We start from the raw sequence: 3,326 nt of genomic DNA on the forward strand, positions 1-3,326 counted from the left end.
ACACAGGATCATTCATTTTGTGGCTTACTCTTATCAAGATACAATCAATCATAAATAAAATATAAATAAGGCATAAATAAAATATAAATAAGACATAAATAAAATATGAATAAGGGCAAACAACCGTTTGCCCCTACGGTATTATCGATTGCTGATTGTATTTAACTCAGATGAGAACCACTATGATAAATAATCTAAGAATTGTTCGGGAACTAGTTTTAATTCACCTGATTTACAACGATTAATATCAACCCAAACGGCTATTTTTTTTCTTTCTCCTTCAGTAAATTCCTGTCTTTCAAGTTGATAATATTTGGGTTCAACAAAATCACATTCATACAGTTGAATGATTTCATGTCCTGGTTTACCGTTGAAAGTAAAAAGATTTTCTAAGCAACCAATGTAGCGAATATTTTTTAATTCGGCTTGAATTTCTTCTTGAAATTCACGTTTTACCGCTTCAAAACTGGTTTCACCAAAGTCAACACCTCCACCCATTGCCCGGTAGAATTTTTCCTGTTTGACTGGATCGTATCCTTCGGAAACAAATATTTTATCGCCATTACGAATTAATCCTAAAGCAATTACACGAATTTCGCCTTCTTTATGCATTTTTGGTTAATGGTAATTTAACATTTTAATTATCGTAGATAGATGATGGTCGGCTTTCGCTGTCTTCAACTGTCCAATCGGCATTTTCCCCACCAATACACAGTTCTTCAATGACTAGATATTCTTCGTTAATTTGTGTGATCGCATTAACCAGAATATCAATTGCGATCGCATCACTTGTACCTAAGTCAAACCAACACCGTGCCCATTCTCCTTCATACTCCAATTCTCCCATATTATGCATGAGCGCTTTCAAGCTATTCTCATAGCCATCTTGGTTGTAACTCATGTAACTTATTTCCAATCCTGTATCTTGAACTTGCAGGTTCTCGGCGTTAAATGCACCTAGTTTACCTAGATAAAACCAAGAGTTGAATAGTTCTTCAATGTAGTCTTTTTCACGTTGTGATGGAATTGTACTGAATTTTAGCCAAATCCAAATGTCAAAAGGGTTAATTTCGCGAAACTTGATCAGCATAGGAGAAAGGGGTTAATACAAAATTTTTTCATTGGTGTCAGAAATAATTTTAGAAGATAGAGGATAAATTCCCCACATCCTATTTTCCAAGATTATTGACACTGGTGTCAGCATTTCTGCGTTCGCGTTCGATTTGTTTAACTAAACCAGATGGAAGTTGGGTTTTCTTTGTTAAAGCTTTGTCAAAGGTAGTTATAGCTTCCCGCATTAATTGGAGATTTTTGTCCTTTTTGGCTTTTTCTCGCAAAATTTGTGCCTTGAGATAATAAACCTCTGGATTCTCCGATGCACCTTTTAAAGCTTTTTCGGCATATTCTAAGGCTTGAGAATATTGTTTCAAATCACGATATGCGATCGCAATTCCTCTATCGACTAAGTACAATGGTGCTGCATTTTTCTCTAAGCGCTGAATTGCTTGTGCGGGGTCTGCAAATGGTAAATTGACTGCTAACATCAAATCCATGTAACCTTTAATTAAGTTCAGTTCGGGGTCGGTTGCTGATACTGCTTCGGCTTTGTCAAGATATCCGTACACTTTTCGCAGTCTGCTTAATGCTTCTGGGGCACCATTTACTGTTCCTTGGCGACTGAGAATTACCGCTCCACTAAGAAATTCTCCAACTGCTAAGTATAAATTTCCGCGTAGCTTATCAGTGGTAATTAATTTTTCGGCAGCTTCGAGAGTTTTTTTACTGTAGCTTTCCAAACCAGAAATATCTTTATTCGTGTACGCTAATGAAGCTCTCATGGCATACAACAGTGGTTCGTTCGCTTCGGTGGTTAATGCTGTTTCTACAAAACGGTTAGCTGCTTGATAATCACCCTTGAGGAAAACTGCGTTAAATGCGGCTTCTGTATTGTTACCAATGTTACGCTGGTCTTTGGTGCGGAAAGGGTCAGCCGCAAATGCAGAATTAAATGCAGTTGTCAATAAAATTGCTGTTGCTAAGGTTGTGCTAGCAAGGCTTTTAAAGCGATACGTTAAAAATAATTTTGAATTTTGGAGCTTTTTGGACATGACTTTCCTCAGAATTATTACTGTTGTGGGTGTTTTAAGTGTTACTTATAATTTCAAGAATGCTAATTAGGTTTTGGACTATAATTTTATACTGAAATGATTATATACATCTATTACTTGCGGTAGATGAGTTTGCACAAAAATCGCCCAAAGTCCTAAATCCAGCATCTAAAATAGATTTAGCCCTTTCCCACTCTGGATGACTCTGGTAATTTTTTCAAGTTCCCACGGTTTTTGTCCCTATTCTCAAAGGTAAGTTTGTCACAATGGTTAATGGCTAATTACCCAATGCCCAATTCCCAATGCCCAAAAATACTTTATTGAATTTTTCAGAACAGTGCGATAAGCAGAGCTTAATGCCTCCGGCATATCGCAAAGTGACTCCATAGGAGTATCGCTCGCGTTGTAGTTAATCAATACAGTTAATCAATAAGTTGCTGACTTTTTTGGTAATCTTAAACAAATGCTCTATCTTAGAAATCTTACTTATCATCCTTCTGCTTCCCCTAACCCAATTCTCAATTCCATTAATCTTGATTTAGAATCACAACAACTCGGTTTAATTATCGGTCCAAGTGGTTCTGGTAAAAGCACGTTGCTGGAAATTTTATCAGGACTTGCTGAACCGACATCTGGCTCTATATTTTGGCGCGAACAAGAACTAATCGCTGAACAGGTACAGCAACTAGCTGGATTAGTGTTTCAGTTTCCAGAAAGACATTTTTGTGGTGGGACAATTTTAGAAGAATTACGCTTGGGACATCCTGAAATCGGTAGCGACAGGGTAAAGGAAGCATTAACCGAAGTCGGATTAGAGCATTTATCCCTATCAACACCACCACATGCTTTAAGTGGGGGTCAGCAGAGGCGTTTAGCATTGGCAGTACAATTAATTCGTCAGCCCCATATATTATTGTTAGATGAGCCTACAGCTGGCTTAGATTGGTCAATGCGTCAGCAATTAGTAAATTTATTGGCAAAATTAAAACAGCATTGGATGCTTTTGGTTGTGACGCACGATGCTGGGGATTTATTACCTATAGCTGACCATTGTTGGAGTATTCAGCACGGTGAACTTAAAAAAATAGACCCGATTGAGCTTGCAGCAAAGGCAAAAGAACCATTACCAGCAGTTTAGAGGTAGGCTGTTGACTTTGTGGGTTTTTAGGCGATTTTGCGGAAAATTATCCGTGTTATTTTTTGTTCGTGGGAAAACGG

At 37.7% G+C, this 3,326-nt stretch carries 5 protein-coding genes; 1 reads left to right on the forward strand and 4 read right to left on the reverse strand.

The window, feature by feature from the left end:
* Window positions 1-180: 180 nt before the first annotated feature.
* The 4 genes from CK510_RS28235 to CK510_RS33075 form a co-directional block, all read right to left on the reverse strand.
* Complete coding sequence (locus CK510_RS28235) at window positions 181-612, reverse strand: NUDIX hydrolase (protein WP_095724802.1); 432 nt, start codon at window positions 610-612, stop codon at window positions 181-183.
* Between the two features lie 25 nt (window positions 613-637).
* Window positions 638-1,090, reverse strand: coding sequence for a DUF3531 family protein (locus CK510_RS28240; protein WP_095724803.1), 453 nt, complete (start codon window positions 1,088-1,090; stop codon window positions 638-640).
* A 79-nt stretch (window positions 1,091-1,169) separates the two neighbouring features.
* Complete coding sequence (locus CK510_RS28245) at window positions 1,170-2,108, reverse strand: Sll0314/Alr1548 family TPR repeat-containing protein (RefSeq protein WP_095724804.1); 939 nt, start codon at window positions 2,106-2,108, stop codon at window positions 1,170-1,172.
* 270 nt (window positions 2,109-2,378) lie between these two features.
* A complete protein-coding gene (locus tag CK510_RS33075; protein WP_211293334.1) occupies window positions 2,379-2,525 on the reverse strand; it encodes a hypothetical protein in 147 nt (48 codons plus the stop codon).
* A 46-nt stretch (window positions 2,526-2,571) separates the two neighbouring features.
* Here CK510_RS33075 and CK510_RS28250 point away from each other — a divergent pair, with 46 nt between their 5' ends.
* Window positions 2,572-3,246 (forward strand): ABC transporter ATP-binding protein, encoded by a 675-nt coding sequence (locus CK510_RS28250; RefSeq protein ID WP_095724805.1) that lies wholly within the window; start codon window positions 2,572-2,574, stop codon window positions 3,244-3,246.
* Window positions 3,247-3,326: the final 80 nt, after the last annotated feature.

This window comes from Brunnivagina elsteri CCALA 953 (assembly GCF_002289455.1).
Taxonomy (GTDB): Bacteria; Cyanobacteriota; Cyanobacteriia; order Cyanobacteriales; family Nostocaceae; genus Brunnivagina; species Brunnivagina elsteri.